Source organism: Enterobacter asburiae, from assembly GCF_007035645.1.
GTDB lineage: Bacteria > Pseudomonadota > Gammaproteobacteria > Enterobacterales > Enterobacteriaceae > Enterobacter > Enterobacter asburiae_B.
In genome coordinates this window covers 913670-933853 of the sequence record NZ_AP019632.1, presented here as the reverse complement: position 1 = coordinate 933853, position 20184 = coordinate 913670, and the positions used below count along the sequence as shown (strand labels likewise).

Genomic DNA, 20184 nt, shown 5'->3' with positions numbered 1-20184 from the left:
TTCCTGCGATGACCGTGATTTACCAGACCACCATTACCCGCATCGGCCAGAGCGCGGCTGACGCGCTGAGCGACCAGATGCTGATCACCTTCCGCGAAGGCGCCCCGGCGGATATCGAAGAGTTTTGCTTTATCCACTGTCACGGCGAGCTGAAGGGCGAGCTGAAGGCCGGGAGCCAGCTGGAGCTGGGCGAGGCGCGCTATGCCGTCACCGCCGTCGGCGACGTCGCCGAGCAAAACCTGCGCGAGCTGGGCCACATCACCCTGCGTTTCGACGGCCAGCCGCAGGCCGAATATCCCGGCACGGTTCACGTGGCGGGCCCGGTTCCGCAGGCTGTCACCCCAGGCTGCACGTTAAAATTTGTTGCGTAATTAAGGAGAAACACATGAGTCAGGTTGCCGTTGTCATTGGTGGAGGACAAACCTTAGGCGAGTTCCTCTGCCGTGGGCTTGCCGCAGAGGGCTACCGCGTGGCGGTAGTGGACATTCAGAGTGAAAAAGCCGCCCGCGTGGCGGACACCATTAACACCGAGTTTGGTGAAGGGATGGCGTACGGGTTTGGCGCCGACGCCACCAGCGAACAGAGCGTGATGGCGCTGGCCCGCGGCGTGGACGAGATTTTTGGGCGTACCGACCTGCTGGTCTACAGCGCGGGGATTGCGAAAGCGGCCTTTATTAGCGATTTCGAACTGGGGGATTTTGACCGTTCGCTACAGGTGAATCTGGTGGGCTATTTCCTCTGCGCCCGCGAGTTTTCCCGTCTGATGATCCGCGACGGCATTCAGGGGCGCATCATTCAGATCAACTCCAAATCGGGGAAAGTGGGCAGCAAGCATAACTCCGGCTACAGCGCGGCGAAGTTTGGCGGCGTGGGGCTGACGCAGTCTCTGGCGCTGGATCTGGCCGAGTACGGCATTACCGTGCACTCGCTGATGCTGGGCAACCTGCTGAAATCGCCGATGTTCCAGTCCCTGCTGCCGCAGTACGCCACCAAGCTCGGCATCAAGGCTGAGGAAGTTGAGCAGTACTACATCGATAAAGTGCCGCTGAAGCGCGGGTGCGATTATCAGGACGTGCTGAACATGCTGCTGTTTTACGCCAGCCCGAAAGCCTCGTACTGCACCGGGCAGTCGATTAACGTCACCGGCGGGCAGGTGATGTTCTGATCGAGCGGCCTGATGCCCTCACCCTAACCCTCTCCCACCGGGAGAGGGAACAAAACAAGGAGCCGATATGGTCACCGCACTCATCACCGTCGCCGCCCTCGCCTGGATTTGCCAGATGGCGTTTGGCGGCTGGCAGATCCACCAGTTTAACCGCGCGTTTGACGCGCTGTGTCAGAAAGGTCGCGTCGGGGTCGGGCGTTCCGGCGGACGCTTCAAACCGCGCGTGGTCGTCGCCGTTGCGCTGGATGAAAACAATCACGTCTGCGATTCCCTCATCATGCGCGGCATGACCGTCTTCGCCCGTCCGGCGAAAATCCAGGCAATCAACGGCATTTCGCTGCAGGAATTACGGCCTGATGTGATCTTTCCCCATGATCCACTCTGTCAGAATGCACTATCATTAGCGCTTAATCTGAAACATGGATAATTTCGTTGTGAAAGCTATAGACTTGCGAAATTATCATTTCGCAACCTAAGGAACGAAGCGCCTATGAAACCTCGTCAGCGGCAGGCGGCTATTCTCGAACATCTGCAAAAGCAGGGAAAATGTTCGGTAGAGGATCTGGCCCACTACTTTGACACCACCGGCACGACAATACGCAAGGACCTGGTATTGCTCGAAAACTCTGGCGCCGTCATTCGAACCTACGGCGGCGTGGTGCTCAATAAGGACGAAGCGGACCCGCCTATCGACCACAAAACGCTGATCAATACCCATCAGAAAGCGCTGATTGCCGAAGCCGCCGTCAAATTTATCCACGATGGCGATTCCATCATTCTGGATGCAGGCAGCACCGTCCTGCAGATGATCCCGCTGCTCAGCCGCTTTAACAACATCACGGTGATGACCAACAGCCTGCACATCGTCAACGCCCTGTCGGAGTTCGACAGCGAGCAGACCATCCTGATGCCCGGCGGCACCTTCCGCAAAAAATCGGCGTCGTTTCACGGTCAGCTGGCGGAGAATGCCTTCGACCACTTCAGCTTTGATAAACTGTTTATGGGCACCGACGGCATCGACCTGAACGCAGGCGTTACAACGTTCAACGAGGTGTTCAGCGTCAGTAAAGCGATGTGCAACGCCGCGCGGGAAGTGATTTTGATGGCCGACTCGTCGAAGTTTGGCCGCAAAAGCCCCAACATTGTCTGTAGCCTTGAAAGCGTTGATAAGCTGATTACCGACGCGGGTATCGACCCGGCGTTCAAGAAAGCGCTGGAAGAGAAAGGAATCGACGTGATCGTAACCGGAGAGAGAGATGAGTGATTTTCTGTTAGAAACGGGCCGCCAGACGCTGATGCTGGAACTGCAGGAAGCCAGCCGCCTGCCCGAACGTCTGGGCGAGGATTTCGTCCGCGCGGCCAACACCATTATCCACTGCGAAGGCAAAGTGATCGTGGCGGGCATCGGTAAATCCGGCCATATCGGCAAAAAGATTGCCGCAACGCTCGCCAGCACCGGTACCCCGGCGTTCTTCGTGCATCCGGCAGAGGCGCTGCACGGCGATCTGGGGATGATTGAAAGCCGCGACGTGATGCTGTTTATCTCCTACTCCGGTTCGGCCAAAGAGCTGGATCTGATTATTCCGCGCCTGCAGGAAAAATCGGTCGCCCTGCTGGCGATGACCGGAAAATCCCGCTCGCCGCTGGCGCTGGCCGCCAAGGCGACGCTGGATATTTCCGTTGAGCGTGAAGCCTGTCCGATGCACCTCGCCCCGACCTCCAGCACCGTTAACACCCTGATGATGGGCGACGCGCTGGCAATGGCGGTAATGCAGGCGCGCGGCTTTAACGAAGAAGATTTCGCCCGTTCGCATCCGGCGGGCGCGCTCGGCGCACGCCTGCTCAACAAGGTTCACCACCTGATGCGCACCGACGATGCCATTCCGCAGGTCAAGCTCGATACCAGCGTCATGGACGCGATGCTGGAGCTCAGCCGCACCGGCCTTGGGCTGGTTGCGGTGTGCGATGACGGCGGGAGCGTTAAGGGCGTGTTCACCGACGGCGACCTGCGCCGCTGGCTGGTGGGCGGCGGCAGGCTGGAAACCAAAGTGTCGGACGCCATGACCAAAGGCGGGCTGACGCTGAACGCCGAGAGCCGCGCCATTGAAGCCAAAGAGGTGCTGATGAAGCGCAAAATTACCGCCGCACCGGTGGTGGATGACGCCGGCAGGCTGTGCGGCGCCATCAACCTGCAGGATTTCTATCAGGCCGGGATTATCTAACCCTTCAGTCCCAGACGCTTCGCCAGCCTGTGCAGGTTGGCGACGTCCATCTCCAGCGCCCGCGCGCACGCCGCCCAGCTGCGGTTATTCTGCTCCAGCGCGCGGGTAATCATCTGACGCTGAAATGTCTCCGTGGCTTCACGCAGATTTTCATTCGCTATCTCGGGTACTGCCTGGGCGACAGCCGGTGCGGTTTCATCCTGCAGCGCAAAATGCCGCGCGTGGAGCACCACTTCATCACCCGAACGCGTCGACCGCGCCAGCACCACCGCGCGGTGGATCGCATGCTCCAGCTCGCGCACGTTGCCCGGCCAGCCGTAGCTCAGCAGATGCGCCCTCGCTCCCGGGCTCAGCACCACGCGGGAAAGCCCCAACCTGAGACGGCACTGCTCGCAGAAAAAGCCCGCCAGCAGCACCACGTCGTCACCGCGCTCGCGCAGCGGCGGCACGGTAAGCGGGAACACGCTCAGGCGATGGAACAGGTCGGCGCGGAACTGCCCTGCCAGCACCGCTTCACGCAGGTCACGGTTCGTTGCCGCCAGCACGCGAACGTCCACTCTGTGGCTGCGGTCATCCCCCACGCGCTGGATGTCGCCGTACTGCAGCACGCGCAGCAGCTTGGCCTGCAGCGACAGGGAGAGCTCGCCGATTTCATCCAGAAACAGCGTGCCGTTATCGGCCATTTCGAACTTGCCGCTGCGGTTGCTGATGGCTCCGGTAAACGCCCCTTTTACGTGACCAAACAGCTCGCTTTCCGCCACGCTTTCCGGCAGCGCGGCGCAGTTGAGGTACACCAGCGGGTTCACCGCGCGCGGCGACGCTTCGTGAATGGACTTCGCCACCAGCTCCTTGCCGGTGCCGGTTTCCCCGAAGATCAGCACGTTCAAATCTGAGGCGGCGACAATCTCAATCTCTTTTTTGAGCTGCGCCATGCCCGGAGAGAGGCCGATCATCTCCGTGTGCGTCACCTGCTCAAACGCCGCCGGGCTGCCGGGAAGAATGTTCTGGCTCTCCAGCTGTTCAATCAGCAGGGCATTGTTCAGCGCCCCGGCGGCCAGGGCGGCAATCAGGCGCAGCTCTTCGTCGCTAAAGGTGTCGAACTGGTCCGGCGACAGGCCGTCGAGGGTCAGTGCGCCAATCAGATTTTGTCCGGCAAACAGCGGCAGGCCGATACAGGCGTGCACCTTCAGGCTCTCCTGTCCGGGAATAAGCCCGTCGTACGGGTCGGGCAAGTCGCTGTCCGCCGGGAAGCGCACCACGTCACCCGCGCGGGCGATGGTTTCCAGACGCGGATGGCCCTCAAGGGTAAAACGCCGTCCAAGCACGTCCTTCGCCAGCCCGTCGATAGCCAGCGGAATAAACTGCCGTCCTTCGTAGCGCAGCAGCGCGGACGCATCGCACTCAAGCACGTGGCGCAGCGTGGAGATCAGCCGTTGAAAGCGGTCCTGATGGCCGATACCGGTCTGCAGCTCAATGGCGATCTTCGCCAGCACGTCTACGGAAAAGCTCATAGTGACCTCGCTGTCATTTTGACAATTCATATTGTCATATTGACACTGATTTTGATAGTCATAATGACTACCCACTACGGATCATAAAAATATTAATTAAGTTAAATCAATAAATTAAAAACTGGCACGCAACTTGATATAGGCAAACCATCTTATTTGAAAATGCTGTATTACGTAGAGGTTGCTATGTCTATTCTGGTTAAAAATAACATTCATTGGGTGGGTCAACGTGACTGGGAAGTGCGCGATTTCCACGGGACGGAATACAAAACGCTGCGCGGCAGCAGCTACAACAGCTATCTCATCCGCGAAGAAAAAAACGTGCTGATCGATACCGTCGATCACAAGTTCAGCCGCGAGTTCGTGCAGAACCTGCGCAGTGAAATCGACCTGGACGCCATCGACTACATCATCATCAACCACGCGGAAGAGGACCACGCCGGCGCGCTGACCGAGCTGATGTCCTACATTCCGAACACGCCGATCTACTGCACCACCAACGCCATCGACTCGATCAACGGCCACCACCACCATCCGGAGTGGAACTTCCGCACCGTAAAAACCGGCGACGCGCTGGATATCGGCAACGGCAAGCAGCTGATCTTCGTAGAAACCCCGATGCTGCACTGGCCGGACAGCATGATGACCTACATGACCGGCGACGCGGTGCTGTTCAGCAACGACGCCTTCGGCCAGCACTACTGCGACGAGCGCCTGTTCAACGACGAAGTGGACCAGACCGAGCTGTTCGAGCAGTGCCAGCGCTACTACGCCAACATCCTGACGCCGTTCAGCCGCCTGGTGACGCCGAAAATCACCGAGATCCTCGGCTTTAACCTGCCGGTGGATATGATTGCCACCTCCCACGGCGTGGTGTGGCGTGAAAATCCCACCCAGATTGTGGAGCTGTACCTGAAATGGGCGGCGGACTATCAGGAAGACCGCATCACTATTTTCTACGACACCATGTCCAACAACACCCGCATGATGGCGGACGCCATTGCCCAGGGCATCAACGAAGTGGACCCCAACGTGGCGGTGAAAATCTTCAACGTGGCGCGCAGCGATAAGAACGAGGTATTGACCAACGTCTTTCGCTCTAAGGGCGTGCTGGTGGGTACCTCCACCATGAACAACGTGATGATGCCGAAAATTGCCGGTCTGGTAGAAGAGATGACCGGCCTGCGTTTTCGCAACAAGCGCGCCAGCGCCTTTGGCTCCCACGGCTGGAGCGGCGGCGCGGTAGACCGTCTCTCCACCCGTTTACAGGATGCGGGCTTTGAAATGTCCCTCAGCCTGAAGGCGAAATGGCGCCCGGATATCGACGCCCTGGAGGTCTGCCGCCAGCACGGCCGCGACATTGCCCGCCAGTGGGCGCTCGCACCGCTTCCGCAAGCTGCCGAACCGACCGCACAGCAGGAAACCTGCGCCTGCGCCGCCGCGGCAGCCGCCGATCCCGGACCGCGCATGCAGTGCAGCGTCTGCCAGTGGATTTACGATCCTGAACTGGGCGAGCCGCTGCAGGACGTTGCTCCGGGCACGCCGTGGAGTGACGTGCCGGAAAACTTCCTCTGCCCGGAATGTTCACTCGGTAAAGACGTCTTTGACGAACTGGGTACGGAGGCAAAATGAACAACGGTATCGTCATCATCGGCTCGGGCTTTGCCGCCCGCCAGCTGGTGAAAAACATCCGCAAGCAGGACGCCAGCGTGCCGCTGACGGTGATCGCCGCCGACAGCATGGACGAGTATAACAAGCCCGATCTGAGCCACGTCATTAGCCAGAATCAGCGCGCCGAGGACCTCACCCGCCAGACGGCGGGTGAGTTCGCGGAACAGTTTAACCTGCGTCTGTTTCCCTACACCTGGGTCACCGACATCGACGCCGCCGCCCACGTGGTAAAAGCAAAAGAGAAAACCTGGCAGTACGACAGGCTGGTGCTGGCCACGGGTGCCTCTGCGTTTGTGCCGCCGATTGAGGGCCGCGAGCTGACGATCACCCTCAACAGCCAGCAGGAGTACCAGGCCAGCGAAACGGCGCTTCGCGACGCGCAGCGGGTAATGATTGTTGGTGGCGGGCTGATAGGCACCGAGCTGGCGATGGATTTCTGCCGGGCGGGTAAATCCGTGACTCTGGTCGACCATGCGGCGAGCATTCTGTCGTCGCTGATGCCGGCAGAAGTAAGCAGTCGCTTACAGCATCGCCTGACCGACATGGGGGTGCATGTGCTGTTGAAATCGCAGCTGCACAGCCTGAGCAAAACCGAAGGCGGCATTCGTGCCACGCTCGACCGCAGCCGCAGCGTTGAGGTGGATGTGGTAATCGCTGCAACGGGCCTGCGCCCGGAAACCGCGCTGGCGCATCTCGCAGGCGCCGAAATACAGCGTGGCGTGAAGGTAAATAGCTACCTGCAAACCACGCAACCTGATATTTACGCGTTAGGTGACTGCGCTGAAATTAACGGTCATGTGCTGCCATTTTTACAGCCAATTCAATTAAGTGCGATGTATCTGGCGAAAAACCTGCTCGGCGGCAGCGCGCCGCTGAAATTACCCGCCATGCTGATTAAAGTCAAAACGCCGGAATTACCGCTGCATCTTGCCGGTGAAACGCAGCGTCAGGATCTGAACTGGCAAATTACCCTCGAACCGCAGGGAATGGTCGCGCGCGGCGCCGATAACGAGGGTCAGATTCGCGCTTTTGTGGTTAGTGAAGACCGGATGAAGGAGGCTTTCGCTCTGCTGAAACTGTTACCTGCTTAACCCTCGTTTTGCCGGGTAGCGCTTCGTTTACCCGGCCAACAGCAAGTCTACGCTGTCTTAATCTTTGGATTTTATTATTCACCGCCCCGATATTCCGGGGCTTTTTTTTACGTATTCTATTCATCAAATAAATGCAAAGTAGATATATCATCGCTATCAATCCCTTATTTATTATTTTCGTAAATACTTTAATCTGAAACAGATTAAAAACATCATCCAGCTTTATTATTGTCAGCCGACTCAGTCTGAAAAGACATCATCAGCAGGAGGCGAATCATGGCGAATTTTTATAAATAACTCAATTATCTTTCTCGTTATTTCACACAAGCGAAGAATGCGGAATATATTTATTCCGCAAAAGTTCTACATTTTCAGCATCTTTTTTATCGGTATGCCGCTATGCGCCAGCCATTGAGGAAGTCGCGGAGGTTGCGCCGTGCAGGAGCCGGTTCAGGAACGTACCACCAGCGCGTCATAGCCGCGCCAGCGGTAGTTGACCATGGAGATCAGCCAGCAGGCGACAAACAGCCCCACCACCACAAACCCGGCGTTGCCCAGATTGTCGTTTACCGTGCCAATCAGATCCCACACGCCGCCGCTGAGGGCAAATTTGTCCATCAGCAGACCCAGCGCTTCCAGCCCGCCGATAAACAGCGCCACCACCACGGAGGTGCCGGTGATGGTCATGTTGTAGTAGAGCTTGCGCTGCGGCTTGTTGAACGCCCAGCCGTAGGCGCCGACCATCAGCAGGTTATCGAGGGTATCCACCAGCGCCATGCCGCTGGCGAAGAGCGCCGGGAAGACCATGATTGACCACACCGACATCCCGCTTGACGCGCTGGCGGCAGAGATCCCCAGCACGCCAATCTCGGTGGCCGTGTCAAAACCGAGGCCAAACAGGAAACCGACCAGATACATCTGCCAGCTTTTATTCACCAGGCGGAAGGTTTTGCCAAACAGCCAGTTCATGACGCCGCCCTGGGCAGGGAGCGTAATATCGCCCTGCACGGGCCTGCCCTGTTTCAGCGCCTGAAAACTGCGCCAGACGCCGCGCAGGATCACCATGTTCACCAGCGCCATCGCCAGCAGGAAGGTGGCGGAAACCGCGGTGCCGATCAGGCTGCCGGTTTCGTGGAACCACTCCATGTTTTTCTGAAACGCCGTCGCGGTCGCGGCGATAGCAATAGAGGCCAGCACCACGATGGTGGAGTGCCCCAGCGAGAACCACGCCCCCACGCCGGAAGGACGTTTGCCCTGCTGCATCATCTTACGCGTCACGGTATCAATCGCCGCGATGTGGTCAGCGTCCACCGCGTGACGCAGCCCGTAGCACCATGCCAGCAGGCTGGCGGCCATCAGCGCCGTGCTGCCGCTAAAAGCGTGCCATGCCCATCCCCAGGCCAGCAGGTTTGCCATTACCAGAGCCAGCAGCAGAAGCGCGGCGCGAGGTTCATTGCGTAAGAGTCGTAACATTTTAAGTCCTTTGTGAACATGACCGGGCAGCGGCAACCACCGCCTGCCCGAAGGAGATCGCTCCGTCACCTGCGGGCAGGCGCGAAGGAAAAAGAAGCGTAAAGTCAGAAAGATAATGACGCAGGCGTGCGCGCAGCAGACGGTTGTGCAGCACGCCGCCGCTGAGACAGATTGTTGACAGCGACAGGCGTCGGGCATGGCGCGCGGCGAGTTCCGCCAGCCCTTTTGCCAGCGCGTCGTGAAACGCCCACGCGCGCCCGCAGGATTCCGCCTGCCAGCTCAGCCACTGCTGCCAGAACTGCGCGAGGTTATCCACGTCCAGCGTCACCGGATGGTCGACGCCCGCGCACTGCGAGGCCAGCGCTTCCAGCCGGCAGGCCGCTTCACCTTCCCAGGATTGGGTTTCAATACCCAGCGCGCAGGCGACCGCATCAAACAGACGACCACAGGACGAGGCCTGCGGCGCGTTGATGCAGCGCCGGATCGCCGTTGCCAGCAGCGGCCAGTTTTCACGCTGAACCGCGCGCGTTTCCGGGTACTGCTGCCAGTCAGGGACAAACGCCAGGCAGTGGGCGAGTAAATTACGCCACGGCTGCCGCGCCGCCAGATCGCCCCCCGGCAGCGCAACGGCAGGCAGCCCGCCCAGACGCTCGCACGCGAGATAGTTCACCCGCAGGCACTCCCCGCCCCACAGCGCGCCGTTCTCGCCCATGCCGATCCCGTCCAGCGTCAGGGCAATCGCGTCTCCGCCGTCGAGCGGCCAGCCGTTCTCCGCCAGGCACGCCGCCGCATGGGCGTGATGGTGCAGTACGGTTTCGACCGGCAGCCCCTGCGCCTGCGCCCACCGTTGTGTGTGATAACCCGGATGGGCGTCACACACCACGCGATCCGGCTGAAAGGCGTAAATTTTCTGCATCAGCGATAGCGCGCCGCGCCACTGCGCTTCGACACCCTCGTCACCGAGATCGCCAAAATGCTGGCTCAGCACCGCCTGGCTGCCACGCACCAGGCAGAAGGTGTTTTTCATCTCCGCGCCGGTGCATAGCATGGCGGGGATATTCTCAAAACCCGCAGGCAGCGCGACGGCATCGGGCACAAAACCGCGCGCGCGGCGAAGCATCGCGCCGTCGCGATCCATCACCGAATCATCCATCCGCTGCAGGATATCGCGGTTGTGCAGCAGGAAGCCGTCCGCGACGTCGCCGAGCTCATCCAGCGCCTGCTGGTTGGTCATGGCAGGCGGTCTGCCGCTGAGGTTGGCGGAAGTCATCACCAGCGGGCGCTGGCAGTCCATCATCAGCAGGTGTTGCAGCGGATTAGCGGGAAGCATGATGCCAATACAATCGAGCCCGGGTGCAATCCCTTCGGGAAATCCGGGAAGCGAGGCTTTTGGGGTCAGCACAATCGGCGCTGCGGAGGAGCGTAACAGCGTCTGGATCGCCTCCGGCACGCCGTCCGCATTCGGGATCATCACCGCCAGCGGCTTCGCGGGACGCTGCTTGCGTGACCGGAGCGTCGCGACCGCCTGCGGATTACGCGCGTCGCAGACGAGATGAAAACCGCCCAGCCCTTTGACCGCGACTATGCCGCCGCTTTTCAGCATCGCCACCGCCGCGCTCAGCGCAGCCTCACGGGAAGCGGTGATGTCGCCCGCACGCCATTCCAGCGCTGGCCCGCAGTCCGGGCAGGCTACCGGCTGGGCGTGAAAACGTCGATCGGCTGGGTTACGGTATTCCGTCTCACACGGCAGGCAGAGGGGAAATGCGGCCATTGACGTGGCCGGACGGTCATAGGGCATCGCGCGGATAATGGTAAACCGCGGCCCGCAGTGCGTGCAGTTGATGAACGGATAGCGATAGCGGCGCTCGGCAGGGTCGCGCATTTCAGCCAGGCACGCCGGACAGGTCGCGGCGTCGGGGACAATCTGCGTGTCCATCGTCCCGCCCGCGCTGTGGCGGATGGTAAAGTCCTTCGGCACCTGCGCCCACGTAAACGGATGCGTTTCAACGTGGTCAATGCGTGCCAGCGGTGGGCAGTCCTGATGCAGCCTCGCGGTAAAGGCCCCCCCATTACCCGCGAGGCGCACCAGCACGCCCTCTCCATCATTGCAGACGTCGCCGGTCAACTGAAGCGCCTGCGCCAGCTGCCAAACGAAGGGACGAAACCCCACGCCCTGCACCTTGCCCCGCACGCGCAGCTGTACGCCGTTACTGCACATACGGTTCAGAACAGCAGCGATGACGACGTGTCGAATGCCGCACGACGGCGCTTTTCGGCGCTCATCTGCTCAAGCTTCTCGCGATCCACGCAGACCAGCGCATGCGTCGGGCAGGCTTCCATGCAGGCCGGACCGGCGTCGCGGTGATAGCAAAGATCGCATTTGTTGGCTTCGGCTTTCTCCGCACGTACGCTCAGACCCATGCCGCTGTTGCGTACCACCGGACGAACAACCACCTCCATCGCGCCGTACGGGCAGGCGACCACGCAGGTTTTGCAGCCAATGCAGCGCTCCTGCATGACGTGCACAAAGCCTTTCTCGCGTTTAATCGCCCCGTTCGGGCAAACGTTCGCGCACGGTGCGTCTTCGCACTGGCGACAGATGGCGGCGGTGGAAATATTCACGCCTTTGATGACGTGGATGCGCGGCAGGAAGGTGTCAGGGGTGAGCGACGCGCAGTCCTGCTCCTCCTGATGGGAAACCACGCACGCCACTTCACAGGTACGGCAACCAATACACTTACTGGCATCGGCCATAATAAAACGGTTCATCTGCTTCTCCAGCATTACAGTTATGCGCGGAGATATTCATAAACCGTGCCAATAATTAACCTGTTGATTTTAGATGAATTTAAAAATCACAATGGTGCTGTCATCGTCACTTATGACGATGACAGCTGTCGACATCAGCGGTGCGGGCCGTCAATAACGGAGTCGCGCAGGACAAGCTCGCCGGAGAAGGTCTGCTGATACTTAAACTCACCGCCGTCGAGCATGAAGATCAGGCGGCTGATGGTCTCTTTGATCATCTCCGTCACCGGAATACGCACGCTGGAGAGCGACGGCACGATGTAGGGCGCGATGGCCACGTCGTCGAAACCGATCACCGACACCGCGTCCGGTGCGGCCACGCCGCTGTCGTGGAGCTGCTTCATGGCGCCAATCGCCATGTCGTCATTACTCGCCACCAGCGCCGTAAACCGTTCACCGCGCGCAAGCAGTTCGGCAACCGCCGCCGCGCCGCTGGCGGGGTTCCACTTCCCCTGCGCAATAAGGCCTTCGCGCAGCGGAATACCGTGCTGCGCCAGCGCGTCCTTGTAGCCGGAGAGACGCTCAACCCCGGTGGGGGAATCCAGCGAGCCGGTGATAAACGCGATCTCCCGGTGCCCTTTCGCAATCAGCTGCGACACCGCCTCCTGGCTGGAGGCTTTATGATCTGACCAGACGCAGTGGCTGCTGTTTTTCCGCAGGCGGCGGTTGAGCACCATAATCGGCTGCTCGCACTTCTCGACGATCTCATCCATCTCTTCCACGCTCAGGAAGCGCGGATAGATAATCACCGCGTCGCAGCGCATATCGAGCAGGTACTGGATCGCCTCGCGCTCTTCATCCGCGCTGTGCTTGCCGTCCGCGAGGATCAGCTGCCGCCCCTTTTCTTCCGTCATGCGCGCGGCGTGAAACAGCAGTTCGCTAAAGTAGACGCCGTGATAGAGGGTGTTCGTCACCACCAGCCCCAGCGTCTGGGTACGTTTGGTTGCCAGGTTTCGCGCCAGCAAATTCGGGCGATAGCCGCTCTCTTCAATGGCCTGAAACACCCGGTCTTTGGTCTCCTGGCTGACGTAGCCATTTCCCGACAGCACCCGGGACACCGTGGCTTTCGAAACGCCTGCCCGCTTCGCCACTTCAAGCATCGTGGTCATAGTGTTATTCCGTCTGAATCTGATGGAGCGCAGTGTACTGCACTGCAAAAAAATTGTCGCAGCGGTGAAATCACGCTTTCGATACCTCATTGCGATCTTCATCACGAAACGAAAAAATGGTCAAAAAGCGATCTTGTTTCATTCACAGAAACTCATGATGATTATGTGGAACCGGTTTCCTACATGTCTCACAACAATAACAGGATCACATCCGATGGCCAAAAATTACGCTGCGCTGGCGAACGACGTTATCAGCGCGCTGGGCGGCAAAGAGAACATCGTCGCCGTCACCCACTGCATGACGCGTCTGCGTTTCGTACTGAAAGACGAAAGCCTGACCGACGCTGCGCGACTGAAAAGCATCAGCGGCGTGCTCGGCGTGGTACGCAACGACAACCAGTGCCAGGTCATTATTGGCAACACGGTTTCACAGGCGTACCGCGAAGTGGTGAGCCTGCTGCCCACGGACCTGCAGCCCGCAGTGCCGGAAGGTCCGCAGAAGATGACCTTACGCCGCGTTGGCGCCGGGATCCTCGACGCGCTGATCGGCACCATGTCTCCGCTGATCCCGGCGATCATCGGCGGCTCGATGGTCAAGCTGCTGGCGATGATCCTCGAGATGACCGGCGTGCTGCCAAAAGGCGCGCCGACGCTCACTATTCTGACCGTCATCGGCGACGGCGCCTTCTTCTTCCTGCCGCTGATGGTGGCGGCCTCGGCGGCGGTGAAATTCAAAACCAACATGTCGCTGGCCATCGCCATTGCCGGCGTGCTGGTGCACCCGAGCTTTATCGAGCTGATGGCGAAAGCCGCGCAGGGCGAGCACGTTGAGTTCGCCTTTATTCCGGTGACGGCGGTGAAATACACCTACACCGTCATCCCGGCGCTGGTGATGACCTGGTGCCTGTCGTATATCGAACGCTGGGTGGATCGCATTACCCCGGCGGTGACGAAAAACTTCCTCAAGCCGATGCTGATCGTGCTGATTGCCGCCCCGCTCGCCATCGTGCTGATTGGCCCGCTGGGGATCTGGATCGGTAGCGCCATCTCCGCGCTGGTCTACACCATTCACGGCTACCTGGGCTGGCTCTCCGTCGCCATCATGGGCGCGCTCTGGCCGCTGCTGGTGATGACCGGGATGCACCGCGTGTTTACGCCGACCATCATTCAGACCATTGCCGAAACGGGCAAGGAAGGGATGGTGATGCCGTCGGAAATCGGCGCCAACCTGTCGCTCGGCGGCTCGTCGCTGGCGGTGGCGTGGAAAACCAAAAACCCGGAGCTGCGCCAGACGGCGCTGGCGGCAGCGGCCTCCGCCATTATGGCGGGGATCTCTGAACCGGCCCTGTACGGCGTGGCGGTGCGTCTGAAACGTCCGCTGATTGCGAGCCTGATCAGCGGATTTATCTGCGGGGCGGTCGCCGGCATGGCCGGTCTTGCCAGCCACTCGATGGCGGCACCGGGGCTGTTCACCAGCGTGCAGTTCTTTGACCCGGCGAACCCGATGACCATCGTCTGGGTGTTCGGCGTGATGGGGCTGGCAGTGGTGCTGTCGTTTGTTCTGACCCTGCTTTTAGGGTTTGAGGATATCCCGGTCGAAGATGAGGCTGAAAAAGCGCGCGCCCTGCAGACCGCACCGGTACAGAACAACGCAGCAAAAGCATAAATTGAAAGCGAGGTAAGAATGTCTGTTTTTCCACAAGGATTTTTATGGGGCGGCGCGCTTGCCGCCAACCAGAGTGAAGGTGCTTACCGTGAAGGCGGCAAAGGACTGACGACGGTCGATATGATCCCCCACGGCGCGAATCGCCTGGCGGTGAAGCTCGGTAAGGAAAAGCGTTTTTCGCTGCGTGACGACGAGTTCTACCCGAGCCACGAAGCGATTGATTTTTACCATCGCTATAAAGAAGACATTGCCCTGATGGCGGAGATGGGCTTTACGGTGTTCCGCACCTCCATTGCCTGGAGCCGCCTCTACCCGAACGGCGACGAACCGCTGCCGAACAAAGAGGGCATTGCCTTCTATCGCGCGGTGTTCGAGGAGTGCAAAAAGTACAACATCGAGCCGCTGGTGACGCTCTGCCACTTCGACGTGCCGATGCACCTGGTGACGGAATACGGCTCCTGGCGCAACCGTAAGATGGTCGATTTCTTTGCCCGCTACGCCCGCACCTGCTTTGAAGAATTTAACGGGCTGGTGAAATACTGGCTGACCTTCAACGAAATCAACATCATGCTGCACAGCCCGTTCTCCGGCGCGGGGCTGGTGTTTGAGGAAGGTGAAAACGAAGACCAGGTGAAATACCAGGCCGCGCACCACGAGCTGGTGGCAAGCGCGCTGGCGACCAAAATCGCCCATGAGGTGAACCCGGAAAACCAGGTGGGCTGCATGCTGGCGGGCGGCAATTTCTACCCCTACTCCTGCAAGCCGGAAGACGTGTGGATGGCGCTGGAGAAAGACCGCGAGAACCTGTTCTTTATCGACGTGCAGGCGCGCGGCAGCTATCCGGCCTACTCCGCCCGCGTGTTCCGCGAAAAAGGCGTGGTGATTGTGAAAGATCCCGGCGACGACGAGCTGTTAAAAAACACCGTCGACTTTGTCTCGTTCAGCTATTACGCCTCGCGCTGCGCGTCGGCGGATATGAACGCGGGCAACACCAGCGCGGCGAACATCGTGAAGTCCCTGCGTAACCCGCATATTCAGGTGAGCGAATGGGGCTGGGGCATCGACCCGCTCGGCCTGCGCATCACCATGAACATGATGTACGACCGCTACCAGAAGCCGCTGTTCCTGGTGGAAAACGGCCTCGGGGCGAAGGACGTTATTGATGAAAACGGCGAGATCAACGACGACTACCGCATCAGCTACCTGCGCGAGCACATCCGCGCGATGGGCGACGCGATTGAGGACGGCGTGCCGCTGATGGGCTACACCACCTGGGGCTGCATCGACCTGGTGGCCGCCTCAACGGGCGAGATGAGCAAGCGCTACGGGTTTGTTTACGTTGACCGGGACGACGCCGGAAACGGCACGCTGGACAGAAAACGCAAGAAATCGTTCTGGTGGTATAAGAAGGTGATCGCGAGTAACGGGGGGGATCTGGAGTAGCCTGTTGCCCTCACCCTAACCCTCTCCCCATAGGGGAGAGGGAACCGTTTGGTGTGGTTTTCCCCCTCTTTACTCCGGGAATAAAGGACTGCTTGGCGCGGTTTTCACCCTCTCCCCTCTGGGGAGAGGGCCGGGGTGAGGGGTTCAAACCCTCCATCCCCAACCCACTCCGCAAGCCGTGAATAGACCCGTTCCACCGCCTCCTTCACCGGCGGCGTCATCGGGTAATAAAACCCAACGATGTCCGGCTGAATCCCCAAAAACAGCACCTCGCCCACGTCGTCTTTAATCTGATCGACCAGGTAGTTCAGCGGCATATTGTGGGTGGTCATCATAAACATCTCGGCGATGTCGTCCGGGTCAATCAGGCGGATCTCACCGGGGTTGAGCCCCATATCGGTGGCATCGACGATTAACAGCCTCTCCGGGCGCAGCTCGCGGATGGCGACCACGTCGTTTTCCGGCGCGCTGCCGCCGTCAATTACCACCCAATTGCCCTGCGGATTCGCGGCGCACATCTCTGCCAGCAGCGGGCCCGCGCCATCGTCGCCCATCATGCTGTTGCCGACACACAGTAAAACGTCAGTCACGTAATCTCCTCACCATCAGGTAGATGGCGCTCTCCTGATGAATATCGTGCAGCATGCTAAGCAGCGTTTTGCTCCACGCCTGCTGCTCGGGGGTTTGCCTGGCGAGCGCCGCGTCAAAGGCGTTGGCGAGCATCGCAATGTGGTTGGCGTCGATGACGATCTCGCCGTACTTCGGCACGCCCTCCATCTTGCGCCGCGCCGTGCTGCCCTCCTCCAGCGTGGCGATCCACGCCAGGTACTCGGGCCACGGGCAGCTCAGCGCCGCCTCCAGGCAGTCAATCACCCCGAGGTGATGCCCAATCGCCAGGCTGTAATAGACCACCTGCTGCGCCGCATCCGGCGTGGCATCGTTCTCATCAATAAACTTACGGCTCAGCTGGCTGAACACCACCGTTTCACTCATCGGATACGCGCCTCATCCACGATGCTGTTCAGGTTTGCCACGATCTCATTGAGACGCGGATCGTTTTCCGCCTCCAGCCAGCGCGCCACCTGATGGTCGCCCTGGCTCAGCAGGCGCAGATAATCATCGGCAATCTGGCGCCCGTAGCGATAGCCCGCCAGCCTGCGCGCCGTGCGGTCAATCTTCACCCGCAGCGGCTGAACCATGTCCGGGTGCAGGATGGCCGCCGGCCGGTTGTCCAGCTCGCCCGGCTCGCGCGCGTGGATTTTCTGCTCCAGCAGGCCAAGCGCCATCGCGAAGCCGTACAGCGTCGCGGCGGGCGTTGGCGGACAGCCCGGAATGTAGACGTCCACCGGCACGATTTTGTCGGTCCCGCCCCAGACGCAGTAGAGGTCGTGGAAGATGCCGCCGCTGTTGCCGCAGGCCCCGTAGGAGATGCAGATTTTCGGGTCCGGCGCGGACTGCCAGGCGCGCAGCGCCGGCGAGCGCATGGCGCGGGTGACGGCCCCGGTAAACAGCAGGATGTCCGCATGACGCGGGGACGGCACCACTTTGATGCCGAAGCGCTCGGCGTCAAACAGCGGCGACAGCGTAGCGAAGATCTCAATCTCGCAGCCGTTGCAGCCGCCGCAGTCCACGCGGTAGACGTAGGCCGAGCGTTTGATTTTTTTCAGCAGCGACGCCTTCATGCTGGCGATGGACTCCTCCACCGTCATCGGCACCGGAATGCCGTTAGCGTCGCGCGGGCCGAGTAAATTTTCCATCAGCTGGCCTCTCTCATATGGCGGGTGATATCAATGCGGTCGGACGGCAGGAGACACTTCTGACGCTTGCACTCCGGGCAGGTTTCAAAGCTTTCGCGGTGATGCTCCGCGCGGGCGTCACCGTTGTGCTGCAGCAGCGCGATGGCGTAGTCGATCTCTTTTTGCACGGCGAACGGGCGCCTGCAGACGCGGCAGCTGCACAGGTCAAAGCGCGACTGCTGGAGGAAGTCCTCCTTCTTCCACACCGCCAGCTCGTACTCCTGCGACAGGCGAATGGCGACCGTCGGGCAGACCTCCTCGCAGCGGCCGCAGAAGATGCAGCGCCCGAGGTTAAACTGCCAGGCCAGCTCGCCGGTTTTGAGATCCGTTTCGACCGTTAAGGCGTTCGACGGACAGGCATTCACGCAGGCCGCGCAGCCGATACACTGCTGCGGGTTGTGCTCCGGCTTGCCGCGAAAATTTTTATCCACCGGCATCGGCTCCAGCGGATAGCGGCTGGTCTGCGTGCCCGTTTTGATTACTTTTTTGATAAAGGTAAACATGGCGAGTCCTTATTTCAGCGGCGAGTTTTTACGCTCGATGCTGTAGCGCTCAAGCTCTTTGTACGGCACCACCTGGCTTTTCTTCTTGCGCACGTCGACCACGGTCATGCGGTCGGTGCAGGAGTAGCACGGGTCGAGGCTGCCGATGATCAGCGGCGCGTCGGATACGGTGTTACCGCGCAGCATATAGCGCAGGGTTGGCCAGTTGGCGTAGGTGGCCGCGCGGCAGCGCCAGCGGTAGAGCTTCTGGTTGTCGCCGGTCATGCTCCAGTGGATGTCGTCCCCGCGCGGCGCTTCGGCAAAGCCGAGGGCAAAACGGTTCGGAATGTAGGTGAAGCCTTCCACCATCAGCGGGCCGCCCGGCAGGTTATCGAGGCCGTAGTCGATCATGTTCAGGGCGGTGAATACCTCGTTGATGCGCACCTTGAGGCGCGAGATGACGTCGCAGCCCTGCTCGCTGTGCACGGTCATCGGCAGCAGGCCGTAGCCGACGAACGGGTGATCGGCACGCGTGTCGCGGGCGTGGCCGCTGGCGCGCACCATCGGGCCGACGTTGCTGAAGTCGCGGGCGATTTCCGGGTCAAGGCGGCCGATGCCGACGGTGCGCTGCTCGATGTTTGGCGTGCTGAGCAGCATGTCCACCAGCTCCTGCACGTCGCGGCGCATCTGCTGCGCCAGCTGGCGGGTCTGGATCATGTCGTCTTTCAGCAGGTCGCGGCGGATCCCGCCGATCAGGTTCAGGCCATAGGTTTTACGCGCCCCGGTGAGGATCTCCGCCATCTTCATTGACGCTTCACGCACGCGGAAGAACTGCATAAACCCGGAGTCAAAGCCGACGAAGTGGCAGGCCAGGCCGAGGTTCAGCAGGTGCGAGTGCAGACGCTCCACCTCCAGCAGAATGGCGCGGATCATCTGCGCGCGCTCCGGCACCACGATCCCCATGCCGTTCTCCACCGAGGTGGTGTAGGCGGTGCTGTGGGCGAAGCCGCAGATGCCGCACACGCGGTCAGAGAGGAACGTTACTTCGTTGTAGCCCATGCGGGTTTCCGCCAGCTTTTCCATGCCGCGGTGGACGTAGAACAGGCGGTAGTCGGCGTCGATGATGTTTTCGCCGTCGACAAACAGGCGGAAGTGGCCCGGTTCGTCGGAGGTGACGTGCAGCGGACCGATCGGCACCACGTTGTTCTTCTTGCTGCCCAGCTCGTTGATAAACTCGTAGGTTTCGCTGTCGGTGGTCGGCGCCGGGCGCTGGCGGTAGTCCATGCTGTCTTTGCGCAGCGGATAGAGTTCGTCCGGCCAGTCGTCCGGCAGCACCAGGCGGCGCTCGTCCGGCAGGCCGACCGGCACCAGGCCGTACATGTCGCGCACTTCGCGCTCGCCCCAGACGGCGGCGGGCACGCGCGGCGTGACGGACGGGTATTCCGGCTTAGCCGGGTCGACTTCCACGCGCACGGTGAGCCAGCACTTTTCGCCCTGCTCCATCGACATCACGTAATACACCGCATAGTTGCCGCACAGCTGGCGCTCGTCGTTGCCGAACAGCACCGACAGCCAGCCGCCCTGCTGGTAGTACAGAAACTCGACCACTTCCGGCAGATAGTTCACCTTGATGGTGACGGTTACCTGGTCTTTGGTTTGCCAGGACTCCTCCAGCACCACGCCGGGGAAAGCCTGATGCAACGCGGCGAGATACTGCTGACCTTTCTTTTCTTCAGACATAAATACT

General features: G+C 60.3%; 19 protein-coding genes. 9 read left to right on the top strand and 10 right to left on the bottom strand.

Going from position 1 to position 20184, the window contains the following annotated elements; translation table 11 throughout:
• Positions 1-8: 8 nt before the first annotated feature.
• The 5 genes from srlB to gutQ all read left to right on the top strand — a co-directional run bounded on the left by srlB (position 9) and on the right by gutQ (position 3387).
• Entirely contained in the window at positions 9-371 is a 363-nt protein-coding gene (srlB, locus tag FOY96_RS04415; RefSeq protein WP_023308951.1) for a PTS glucitol/sorbitol transporter subunit IIA, read from the top strand.
• A gap of 14 nt (positions 372-385) precedes the next feature.
• Positions 386-1165, top strand: a complete 780-nt coding sequence (gene srlD / locus FOY96_RS04410) for a sorbitol-6-phosphate dehydrogenase (protein WP_023294411.1) — start codon at positions 386-388, stop codon at positions 1163-1165.
• Positions 1166-1232: 67 nt separating this feature from the next.
• On the top strand, positions 1233-1592 hold the full coding sequence (gene gutM, locus FOY96_RS04405; protein ID WP_023308952.1) for a transcriptional regulator GutM: 360 nt from the start codon (positions 1233-1235) through the stop codon (positions 1590-1592).
• A gap of 63 nt (positions 1593-1655) precedes the next feature.
• Positions 1656-2429 carry a glucitol operon DNA-binding transcriptional repressor SrlR gene (gene srlR / locus FOY96_RS04400; protein WP_032640855.1) on the top strand — a complete coding sequence of 258 codons (774 nt, stop codon included), beginning with the start codon at positions 1656-1658 and terminating at the stop codon, positions 2427-2429.
• Positions 2422-3387, top strand: coding sequence for an arabinose-5-phosphate isomerase GutQ (gene gutQ / locus FOY96_RS04395; RefSeq protein ID WP_033146372.1), 966 nt, complete (start codon positions 2422-2424; stop codon positions 3385-3387). The genes srlR and gutQ overlap by 8 nt, the downstream gene beginning before the upstream one ends.
• Here the strand turns inward: gutQ and norR are convergent.
• Positions 3384-4898, bottom strand: a complete 1515-nt coding sequence (norR, locus tag FOY96_RS04390; RefSeq protein ID WP_143346561.1) for a nitric oxide reductase transcriptional regulator NorR — start codon at positions 4896-4898, stop codon at positions 3384-3386. The genes gutQ and norR overlap by 4 nt on opposite strands.
• Before the next feature lie 186 nt (positions 4899-5084).
• On the opposite strand from norR, the gene norV reads away from it, so the two are divergent.
• Both norV and norW read left to right on the top strand, forming a co-directional pair.
• Positions 5085-6530, top strand: coding sequence for an anaerobic nitric oxide reductase flavorubredoxin (gene norV / locus FOY96_RS04385; RefSeq protein WP_143346560.1), 1446 nt, complete (start codon positions 5085-5087; stop codon positions 6528-6530).
• Positions 6527-7660: an NADH:flavorubredoxin reductase NorW gene (norW, locus tag FOY96_RS04380; RefSeq protein ID WP_143346559.1), complete on the top strand. Its 1134-nt coding sequence runs from the start codon at positions 6527-6529 to the stop codon at positions 7658-7660. The genes norV and norW overlap by 4 nt, the downstream gene beginning before the upstream one ends.
• Positions 7661-8110: 450 nt before the next feature.
• Here the strand turns inward: norW and FOY96_RS04375 are convergent, their stop codons facing one another.
• The 4 genes from FOY96_RS04375 to FOY96_RS04360 form a co-directional block, all read right to left on the bottom strand.
• Positions 8111-9133 (bottom strand): HoxN/HupN/NixA family nickel/cobalt transporter, encoded by a 1023-nt coding sequence (locus tag FOY96_RS04375; protein ID WP_048975979.1) that lies wholly within the window; start codon positions 9131-9133, stop codon positions 8111-8113.
• A gap of 1 nt (position 9134) precedes the next feature.
• Positions 9135-11351, bottom strand: coding sequence for a carbamoyltransferase HypF (gene hypF / locus FOY96_RS04370; protein WP_143346558.1), 2217 nt, complete (start codon positions 11349-11351; stop codon positions 9135-9137).
• A 5-nt stretch (positions 11352-11356) separates the two neighbouring features.
• On the bottom strand, positions 11357-11902 hold the full coding sequence (gene hydN, locus FOY96_RS04365; RefSeq protein WP_048979280.1) for an electron transport protein HydN: 546 nt from the start codon (positions 11900-11902) through the stop codon (positions 11357-11359).
• 134 nt (positions 11903-12036) lie between these two features.
• The gene (locus FOY96_RS04360; protein WP_045888102.1) at positions 12037-13050 is read right to left on the bottom strand and encodes a LacI family DNA-binding transcriptional regulator; all 1014 of its coding nucleotides are present in this window, start codon (positions 13048-13050) and stop codon (positions 12037-12039) included.
• A 214-nt stretch (positions 13051-13264) separates the two neighbouring features.
• On the opposite strand from FOY96_RS04360, the gene ascF reads away from it, so the two are divergent.
• Positions 13265-14716: a PTS cellobiose/arbutin/salicin transporter subunit IIBC gene (ascF, locus tag FOY96_RS04355; RefSeq protein WP_063408792.1), complete on the top strand. Its 1452-nt coding sequence runs from the start codon at positions 13265-13267 to the stop codon at positions 14714-14716.
• A gap of 18 nt (positions 14717-14734) precedes the next feature.
• Positions 14735-16159 carry a 6-phospho-beta-glucosidase gene (locus FOY96_RS04350; RefSeq protein ID WP_032660341.1) on the top strand — a complete coding sequence of 475 codons (1425 nt, stop codon included), beginning with the start codon at positions 14735-14737 and terminating at the stop codon, positions 16157-16159.
• Between the two features lie 104 nt (positions 16160-16263).
• On the opposite strand, the gene hycI is transcribed toward FOY96_RS04350, so the two are convergent.
• Genes hycI through hycE form a run of 5 tightly spaced genes read right to left on the bottom strand, consistent with a single transcriptional unit; the run spans position 16264 to position 20177 of the window.
• Positions 16264-16749 (bottom strand): hydrogenase maturation peptidase HycI, encoded by a 486-nt coding sequence (hycI, locus tag FOY96_RS04345; protein ID WP_048975984.1) that lies wholly within the window; start codon positions 16747-16749, stop codon positions 16264-16266.
• Positions 16742-17152: a formate hydrogenlyase maturation HycH family protein gene (locus tag FOY96_RS04340; protein ID WP_039263385.1), complete on the bottom strand. Its 411-nt coding sequence runs from the start codon at positions 17150-17152 to the stop codon at positions 16742-16744. The genes hycI and FOY96_RS04340 overlap by 8 nt, the downstream gene beginning before the upstream one ends.
• The gene (locus tag FOY96_RS04335) at positions 17149-17916 is read right to left on the bottom strand and encodes an NADH-quinone oxidoreductase subunit B family protein (protein ID WP_033146382.1); all 768 of its coding nucleotides are present in this window, start codon (positions 17914-17916) and stop codon (positions 17149-17151) included. Before FOY96_RS04335 ends, FOY96_RS04340 begins: the two co-directional genes overlap by 4 nt.
• On the bottom strand, positions 17916-18458 hold the full coding sequence (locus FOY96_RS04330; RefSeq protein ID WP_047059951.1) for a formate hydrogenlyase complex iron-sulfur subunit: 543 nt from the start codon (positions 18456-18458) through the stop codon (positions 17916-17918). The genes FOY96_RS04335 and FOY96_RS04330 overlap by 1 nt, the downstream gene beginning before the upstream one ends.
• Positions 18459-18467: 9 nt before the next feature.
• Positions 18468-20177, bottom strand: a complete 1710-nt coding sequence (hycE, locus tag FOY96_RS04325) for a formate hydrogenlyase subunit HycE (protein ID WP_047059952.1) — start codon at positions 20175-20177, stop codon at positions 18468-18470.
• Between the last annotated feature and the right edge of the window lie 7 nt (positions 20178-20184).

What these genes read in the sequence shown, in the direction of transcription:
- srlB (WP_023308951.1), top strand. Translation starts at nt 9, where the DNA reads ATGACCGTGATTTACCAGACCACCATTACCCGCATCGGCCAGAGCGCG.
- srlD (WP_023294411.1), top strand. Translation starts at nt 386, where the DNA reads ATGAGTCAGGTTGCCGTTGTCATTGGTGGAGGACAAACCTTAGGCGAG.
- gutM (WP_023308952.1), top strand. Translation starts at nt 1,233, where the DNA reads ATGGTCACCGCACTCATCACCGTCGCCGCCCTCGCCTGGATTTGCCAG.
- srlR (WP_032640855.1), top strand. Translation starts at nt 1,656, where the DNA reads ATGAAACCTCGTCAGCGGCAGGCGGCTATTCTCGAACATCTGCAAAAG.
- gutQ (WP_033146372.1), top strand. Translation starts at nt 2,422, where the DNA reads ATGAGTGATTTTCTGTTAGAAACGGGCCGCCAGACGCTGATGCTGGAA.
- norR (WP_143346561.1), bottom strand. Translation starts at nt 4,898, where the DNA reads ATGAGCTTTTCCGTAGACGTGCTGGCGAAGATCGCCATTGAGCTGCAG.
- norV (WP_143346560.1), top strand. Translation starts at nt 5,085, where the DNA reads ATGTCTATTCTGGTTAAAAATAACATTCATTGGGTGGGTCAACGTGAC.
- norW (WP_143346559.1), top strand. Translation starts at nt 6,527, where the DNA reads ATGAACAACGGTATCGTCATCATCGGCTCGGGCTTTGCCGCCCGCCAG.
- FOY96_RS04375 (WP_048975979.1), bottom strand. Translation starts at nt 9,133, where the DNA reads ATGTTACGACTCTTACGCAATGAACCTCGCGCCGCGCTTCTGCTGCTG.
- hypF (WP_143346558.1), bottom strand. Translation starts at nt 11,351, where the DNA reads ATGTGCAGTAACGGCGTACAGCTGCGCGTGCGGGGCAAGGTGCAGGGC.
- hydN (WP_048979280.1), bottom strand. Translation starts at nt 11,902, where the DNA reads ATGAACCGTTTTATTATGGCCGATGCCAGTAAGTGTATTGGTTGCCGT.
- FOY96_RS04360 (WP_045888102.1), bottom strand. Translation starts at nt 13,050, where the DNA reads ATGACCACGATGCTTGAAGTGGCGAAGCGGGCAGGCGTTTCGAAAGCC.
- ascF (WP_063408792.1), top strand. Translation starts at nt 13,265, where the DNA reads ATGGCCAAAAATTACGCTGCGCTGGCGAACGACGTTATCAGCGCGCTG.
- FOY96_RS04350 (WP_032660341.1), top strand. Translation starts at nt 14,735, where the DNA reads ATGTCTGTTTTTCCACAAGGATTTTTATGGGGCGGCGCGCTTGCCGCC.
- FOY96_RS04340 (WP_039263385.1), bottom strand. Translation starts at nt 17,152, where the DNA reads ATGAGTGAAACGGTGGTGTTCAGCCAGCTGAGCCGTAAGTTTATTGAT.
- FOY96_RS04335 (WP_033146382.1), bottom strand. Translation starts at nt 17,916, where the DNA reads ATGGAAAATTTACTCGGCCCGCGCGACGCTAACGGCATTCCGGTGCCG.
- FOY96_RS04330 (WP_047059951.1), bottom strand. Translation starts at nt 18,458, where the DNA reads ATGTTTACCTTTATCAAAAAAGTAATCAAAACGGGCACGCAGACCAGC.
- hycE (WP_047059952.1), bottom strand. Translation starts at nt 20,177, where the DNA reads ATGTCTGAAGAAAAGAAAGGTCAGCAGTATCTCGCCGCGTTGCATCAG.